Origin of the sequence: Myxococcus sp. AM010 (assembly GCF_013372585.1) — a bacterium.
Taxonomy (GTDB): Bacteria; Myxococcota; Myxococcia; order Myxococcales; family Myxococcaceae; genus Myxococcus; species Myxococcus vastator.
In genome coordinates, this window is record NZ_JABXEO010000208.1 from 1 (window position 1) to 888 (window position 888).

The following is an 888-nucleotide window of genomic DNA, read 5'->3' on the forward strand; positions in this document are numbered from 1 at the left end:
AGATGTCGTCCACCCACTCGCGCAGGTCCGCCTCGCGCAGGTCGCCGGCCACCGACAGCACCAGGTTCTTCGGCGTGTAGTGGCGGTGGTAGAACTCCAGCACCTTCTCCCGCGTGAAGCTCCGCACGCTCTCGTCGGTGCCGATGACGGGCAGCCGGTAGGGGTGCACCTGGTAGGCGGTGGAGAAGAGGTCTCGCGAGGCGCGGCGGGGCGGCGTGTCCTGGCTGCGCTTGATTTCCTCGCACACCACCTCGATTTCGCGCGACAGCTCGCCCGCGTCGAAGGCCGACCGGCGCACCGCATCCCCCAGGATGTCCAGGCCCATCCGGGCGAACTGGCTGGCGATGACGATGTGGTAGACGGTCTGGTCGTAGGAGGTCCAGGCGTTGATTTCGCCGCCATGGGACTCCACGTCCCGGGCGACCTCACCGGGGCCTCGCCGCTCGGTGCCCTTGAAGAGCATGTGCTCGTGCAGGTGGGCCAGCCCCGCCTGGTCCGGCCGCTCGTCGGCGCTCCCGGCCTTGACCCAGACCTGGAAGGCCGCGACCTTGGCGGCGTGCTGCTCCTCGAAGACGACGGTAAGCCCGTTGGGTAGCGCGTAGCGGATGGCCATGGAAACCTTCGAAGGTGTCACCGGCCCCCTGGGAGGGCAAGGCGAGGTGTGATGTTTTCCCTCACTGGCTAACGCCCGGGAGCCTCGGCGTCGAGGAGACTGTACGGCTGCCGTCTGACCGGATGGATGGAACTTCGGACGCGCACCTGCCCACGCGTCTCTGGTGGTGCGCCCGTCCGGGGGGTAACCTGCGCCCGCCCATGCCGTCACCTCCGGAAGAGGTGGATCCGCTCGCGGACCTGCGCGAAAGCCTGGACCTGGAAGACACCGGTGCC

Annotated in this window: 1 protein-coding gene; it reads right to left on the reverse strand. The window is 68.6% G+C overall.

The window, feature by feature from the left end:
* Positions 1-613: pitrilysin family protein (locus HV826_RS36335; RefSeq protein ID WP_176421569.1), on the reverse strand; the 613-nt coding region annotated here is incomplete at its 3' end.
* Positions 614-888 lie beyond the last annotated feature (275 nt).